Raw genomic sequence first — 5,696 nt, forward strand, 5'->3', positions numbered from 1 at the left:
GGGTGGGGGCACATCCCGGACGGCGCCCGCGGTGCCGTCGGCGGCAGGGCCGGCGCTACCAGGCGGATCATCGGCCCGCCCCCCGGCGACGGCTGGTGCGGTGGCGGGTATGACGGCCGGCGCGGTGGTCGGCGCGGCGTCCGTGGCCAGCGCGGCATCCCGGGTCACGAACCGGTGAGCGGCCGCCGGGAAGCAGCCGCCGCGCCCGCCGGCTTCGACCGGCTACGGTCGCGCAGCGCAGCGCCCCCACCCACGGCCCACGAGCGCTTTGCCACCCCGGTGGCGGTCGGCCGGGACGTCCACGGCAAGCGGGCGCTCTACAGCGTGGTGGGCAGCCCGGCCCCGCCGGTGGCCAGCGGACTGGACGTGCTGTGCTCCCGCTGCGGGCAGACGACCACGCTCCGGGCGCGCGAGGCGGTCGCCCTGCTGATCCCCAGCGTGCACGTGCCGGTGCCGCGGCTGCGGCACCGGTCCCTGGTGCGCTGCCCGGCATGCCGGCGGATCGCCTGGGTGCGCATCCGGCTGCGGGTCCACACCTCCGCCGAGCCCTGACAGGTCCGGTCGGGCGGCCGGCGGCGCGCTTCGCGTTCGGGATCCGCGCGTCCGCCGGGTTCTGACAGGACTGCGGGCCCGACAACTGACAGGCCCGTGACAGGCCCGACGATCACGCCGGCTGTCCGGCGTGATCGCGGTGTCGGGCTGACCCGGGCCGAGGTCCGCAGGCGGTCGTCAGGCTGACTCGGCCCGGTGCTCGATCCGGTCGTCCTGCCTGCCGGCGAGGTTCGCCTCCACGGCCGGTGAGCCGACGGGACGGCCGCGGTCGTCGCGCCGCCGGCGGCGCCGGCGCCGAGGAGCCGGACCGGTCGCCGTGGCGTCGTCCGCACCGGAGCCCGGAGCCCCGGCATCGGTGTCCAGGATGCCGGTGTCCAGGATGCCGGTGTCCACGGCATCCGTGGCCACGGTGGGATCCGAACCGGTATCCGGCGCCGTCGGGCGCAGCGAAGCGGGCTCCAGGAACAGGGCGGCCCTGCTGATCGCCGGCCGTCTCCGCCCGCTGGCCCCGGCCGGGCGCGGTTCGGCCGCGGCCGGTCCGCCATCCGGTGCGCCGGGAAGTTCCACGGACGCTGCCGGGGACAGGGCTGGGACCGGGTCCGCCGGGGCTGGACGGGTGGGTGCCGGCCGCTGCGGCGCGGGCGCGTCCGCGTGGGCCGCCGGCCGCGCGTCGGTGGGCTCGTCGGCGGAGACCGCGACCACCGCGGCCACCGCCGCGCCGCCGCCACGGGTACGGCGCCTGGCCCGGGTCGTGCGGGCGGCGGGGAGCCGGCCGGCCGACGGCTCGGTGCGGGCCGCGTCCGCCCGGTCACCGGCCCGGCCTGGCCGCCGGCGCCTGGGGCGCCCGGTCTCCCCGAGGTCCTCGACCTCCTCGGCGGCGAGCCCGGCCCGGGTACGGGACGCCTGCGGCAGCACCCCGCGGACGTCCGCGGGGATGGACAGGGCCTCGAACAGGTGGGGGGACGTCGAGTAGGTCTCGACGGGCGTGTCGAAGGCAAGCCCCAGGGCCTGGTTGACCAGCGCCCACCGCGGTATGTCGTCCCAGTCGACGAAGGTCACCGCCACCCCGCTGCCGCCGGCCCGGCCGGTGCGGCCGATGCGGTGCAGATAGACGTTCTCGTCCTCGGGGCACTGGTAGTTGACCACGTGGGTCACCCCGCCGATGTCGATGCCACGGGCGGCGACGTCGGTGGCGACCAGCACATCGATCTTGCCGGACCGGAACGCCCGCAGCGCCTGCTCCCGCTGGCCCTGGGCGATGTCCCCGTGGACGGCCGCCGCGGCGAAGCCACGACCGGTCAGGTCGTCGGCGACCCGGTCGGCGGTGCGGCGGGTCCGGACGAAGACGATGGCCAGCCCCCGGCCCTCGGCCTGCAGGACCCGGGCCAGCACCTCGATCTTGTCCAGCGCGTGCGCGCGGAAGACGTGCTGGCTGATGTCCGGCACCGTGCGGCCCTCGTCGGGGTGCTCCGCGGTGACGTGCACCGGCCGCCGCATGAACCGGCGGGCCAGCGAGATCACCGGCGGCGGCATCGTCGCGGAGAACAGCAGCGTCTGGCGGATGTCCGGAAGCTGGGCGAGGATGCGCTCGACGTCCGGCAGGAAGCCCAGGTCGAGCATTTCGTCGGCCTCGTCGAGGACGAGCATGCGCACCGCCGTCAACACGAGGGCGTTCTGGCGGGCCAGGTCGAGCAGCCGGCCGGGGGTGCCGACGACGATGTCCACACCGGCGCGCAGGCTTGCCAGCTGCGGCTCGTAGGCACGGCCGCCGTAGACCGGCAGCACCCGCAGCCCGCGGCCCGAGCCGGCACGGTCGATGTCGGCGGTGACCTGCAGGCACAGCTCGCGGGTGGGAACGACCACGAGCGCCTGCGGCTGCCCGCTGGCGCCCTCGTCACGGCTGGTCGCCTGCTGCGCGAGCGGGATACCGAAGGCGAGCGTCTTGCCGGTGCCGGTGCGGGCCTGCCCGATGATGTCGGACCCGGCCAGCGCCAGCGGAAGCGTCAGTTCCTGGATGGGGAAGGGGGAGACGATGCCCTTGACGCGCAGGGCCTCGACGATCTCTTCGCGGACGCCGAGGTCGGCGAAGCCGGGCGCCGGTGTCGTGGCCGGTGCCGTCAGGGCTCCCGGCTCGCCGGCGTCCGGGTGTCCCGCGGGATCTGTGGGGTCATCGTGTCGGTGTGTTGTGGTTTCGGCTGAAACGGACAGCGGGATGCTCCTGGTCTGCTAGAGGGCTGGAGACGGCGCGATCGTCCTTCGCTCGCGCCATCGAGGCCCAGGTCCCCGAGTCGCTATGAGCGGGATCCGACGCTGCACCCGCTCACGACATCTACCGGCGGGGTCCGCTGACCCGGAGTGGGGCGACGCCCGCGCGGGCCGGAAGTGGTCTTGGCAGCTCCCGGCTAATGATGAGGATAACCTGTGGGCTGCTCTCCGAGACATGTTCCGACACGATGACCTTCGGCAGGGTGCCGCGGCCCATTCCGTCAGATGCCGCAAGTGCCTGTGCCGTAAGGCGTCCTGGTCCTGCTTCCGGTCGGTGTATATCGGGCGGTTCGCCATGAGGACGATGCTGAGGTGATCCGATATGACGGACGGTACGGGTACCGGCCGGGCCGGCTTTCCGGCGCCGTCGACCGACGGGGACGGCGTGACCGGTGAGGCCGGCGGCTCCGACGCGGCGCGCGGCCCTGACCCGGAGGGCCGAAAACAGCCCGATCATGATTCGGCCGTCCCGGGAGGCCGGGCCCACGAGGCGGCCACCGCCGCGCCCGAGCCGCACCGTGACGTCCGGGCCCGTGACGTTCAGGCTCATGACGTTCAGGCTCATGACGTTCAGGCCCGTGATGCCCAGAATTCTGGCGCCGTCCGCGCGGGCGTGCCGGACGTCGCTGTCGTGGATCTGCTGGGGCTGCTCGCCTTCGGCGAACTGACCGCGTTCGAGCGGCTTGCCACGGACGCGCGGATGGCTCCCACCCTGACCGACAAGATCGCGCTGGCCGGCATTGCGGCCGCCGAGTTCGCGCACTTCGAGGAGGTCCGCGCCTACCTGCTGCGGGTGGGGGTCGACCCGGTGCGGGCCATGGAGCCGTTCGTGTCACCGCTGACGAACTTCCACAACCTCACCGCGCCCGCCGACTGGCTGGAAAGCCTGGTCAAGGTGTACGTCGGGGACAGCATCGCCGCGGACTTCTACCGTGAGATCGCCACCGTGCTCGATCCCGACGTGCGCGCGCTGGTCCTCGACGTCCTCGCCGACACCGGCCATGCCGCGTTCGCCGTGGGGCGGGTCCGGGCGGTGGTCGAGGCCGACCCGGCCGTGGCCGGCCGGCTCGCGCTGTGGGCCCGGCGGCTGATGGGGGAGGCACTGACCGAGGCGCAGCGGGTCGCGGTGGAGCGCAGCGCGCTCGCCGCCCTGCTGGACGGGATAGGCGACCTGACGGCGTTGGCGGAGCTGTTCAACCGGATCACCCTCGCGCACACGGCACGGATGGACGCGCTCGGGCTGTCGACCTGAGACGGCCCAGCCGGAAGCCGGGCCCGCGACCTGAGACGGCCCCGGCCGGGAGCCGGGCCCGCGACCTGGGACGCCCCGGCTACCCGGGCCGGGGCGGTCGAAACCGGCCCGCCCCGGCCCGGGTAGCCGGCATTCGGCTGCCTTCTGTGTTTCTCCGGATGCTCCGGGTTACCGGAGGGCGTCGTCGCCGTCAGAGCGCGCCGAAACCGACCCGGCGTGTCTCGGCTTCGGCGATCTCGACGTAGGCCAGCTTCCCGATCGGGATGACGACCCGCCGGCCCTTCTCGTCCACGAGCGTGAGCAGCCCCAGATCCGACCTGATCGCGTCGGTGACCGCCTGGGCCACGTCGTCCGGCGACTGGCCGCTCTCAATGATCAGTTCGCGCCCGACGTTCTGGATCCCGATCTTGACCTCCACCAGTGGTGACCTCCGTGTTCGTCAGGTGTGCCGTCCAGGTTCCTGGCGACGTCCGGCGGCGGGAGAGGAGCGAGGGTCTCGCCGTCTTCGGCCGGCTAGGTCACCATAGGGCCTACGGCGCGGGGTGTGGGACGTGGCCGGGCCATGTTCGCTGGAGGCGTCAGGGCCCGCTGGAGGCGTCACCGCCGCTGGCGGTTTCCCGGGGTGGCTCCCGGGGGGGTGCCGGGTCGGCGCCGGCGGGAGTGCGGCGCGGGTATCCGGCGAGTCCCCGCCAGGCCAGCTCGACCATGGTCGCGACGGCCTGTTCCTTCGAGACCGCCTCGCCGGTGACCAGCCACCAGCGGGCGCCGGTCTCGGCGAGGCCCACCAGCCCGATCGAGAGCAGCTCGGCCTCGGCCGGGCCGACGCCGGTGTCCGCGGCGATGACGTCCGCGATGGCGTTGGCGCACTCGGTGAAACTGTTCTCCACCCGCTTGCGGACGGCGGGCTCGCTGCGCAGGTCGGACTCGAGAACGAGCTGGTAGGCGCCGCTGGGATCGTCGACGAAGTCGAAGTAGGCCGCGATCGACCGGGCGATCCGGGTGTGGTTGTCGGTGGTGGACGCGAGTGCCCGCTGCACACTGGAGACGAGGGCATGGGCCTGCTCGTCCAACAGCGCCAGGTAGAGCTCGAGCTTTCCGGGAAAGTGCTGGTAGAGGACGGGCTTGCTGACGCCCGCGCGTTCGGCGATCTCGTCCATCGCCGCGGCGTGATAGCCCTGGGCAACGAAAACTTCACGAGCCGCTCCCAGCAGCTGGAAGCGGCGAGCGGTGCGCGGCAGCCGGGCGGTCTTGCCTGAACGCGGTTGCGGCGCGGCCGGCTCGGCGCTCACCGGCGCACCTCCTTTGATCGGCCGAGCCTCGGTGCCGGCTCGGCGGCTGCCCGTGCCGGGCATGGTGCCCGTCCGGATACCCGGGCTGGGCGTCGCGCCCGGTCGGGACCCGACCCGTGGTGCTTTGTCATGTTATGTGAACACAAGAGGAGCACATCGGATCCGGGCGGAATCCGGGTGCTCACGGATGTGGATACCCGACGGGGGCGAACCCGCTGGTGGCTCACCGTACCTTTCCTGCCGGCCCCCGTCCCGACTGATCCCGTCCTGGCGGATTCCCGTACCTGCCCGAGGGGCCGCGGGCGGACCGGTCACCGGTCTCCCGTGCGGACGTGCCG

The 5,696-nt window shown here is 73.7% G+C and carries 5 protein-coding genes; 2 read left to right on the forward strand and 3 right to left on the reverse strand.

Annotated features, from left to right (window positions below; all coding sequences use genetic code 11):
* On the forward strand, window positions 1-552 hold a 552-nt coding region (locus AC5LSR_RS19470; protein ID WP_493468776.1), incomplete at its 5' end, for a hypothetical protein.
* A gap of 177 nt (window positions 553-729) precedes the next feature.
* Here the strand turns inward: AC5LSR_RS19470 and AC5LSR_RS19475 are convergent.
* A complete protein-coding gene (locus AC5LSR_RS19475; RefSeq protein WP_493468780.1) occupies window positions 730-2,760 on the reverse strand; it encodes a DEAD/DEAH box helicase in 2,031 nt (676 codons plus the stop codon).
* A gap of 379 nt (window positions 2,761-3,139) precedes the next feature.
* Between AC5LSR_RS19475 and AC5LSR_RS19480 the strand changes: the two genes are divergently transcribed.
* A complete protein-coding gene (locus tag AC5LSR_RS19480) occupies window positions 3,140-4,069 on the forward strand; it encodes a ferritin-like fold-containing protein (protein ID WP_493468777.1) in 930 nt (309 codons plus the stop codon).
* Between the two features lie 190 nt (window positions 4,070-4,259).
* On the opposite strand, the gene AC5LSR_RS19485 is transcribed toward AC5LSR_RS19480, so the two are convergent.
* Both AC5LSR_RS19485 and AC5LSR_RS19490 read right to left on the reverse strand, forming a co-directional pair.
* Complete coding sequence (locus AC5LSR_RS19485; RefSeq protein ID WP_250286910.1) at window positions 4,260-4,487, reverse strand: DUF3107 domain-containing protein; 228 nt, start codon at window positions 4,485-4,487, stop codon at window positions 4,260-4,262.
* Window positions 4,488-4,647: 160 nt separating this feature from the next.
* Window positions 4,648-5,358 carry a TetR/AcrR family transcriptional regulator gene (locus tag AC5LSR_RS19490; protein WP_250286908.1) on the reverse strand — a complete coding sequence of 237 codons (711 nt, stop codon included), beginning with the start codon at window positions 5,356-5,358 and terminating at the stop codon, window positions 4,648-4,650.
* Window positions 5,359-5,696 lie beyond the last annotated feature (338 nt).

The organism is Protofrankia sp. CiP1_Cm_nod4 (assembly GCF_982290645.1).

What these genes read in the sequence shown, in the direction of transcription:
- AC5LSR_RS19480 (WP_493468777.1), top strand. Translation starts at nt 3,140, where the DNA reads ATGACGGACGGTACGGGTACCGGCCGGGCCGGCTTTCCGGCGCCGTCG.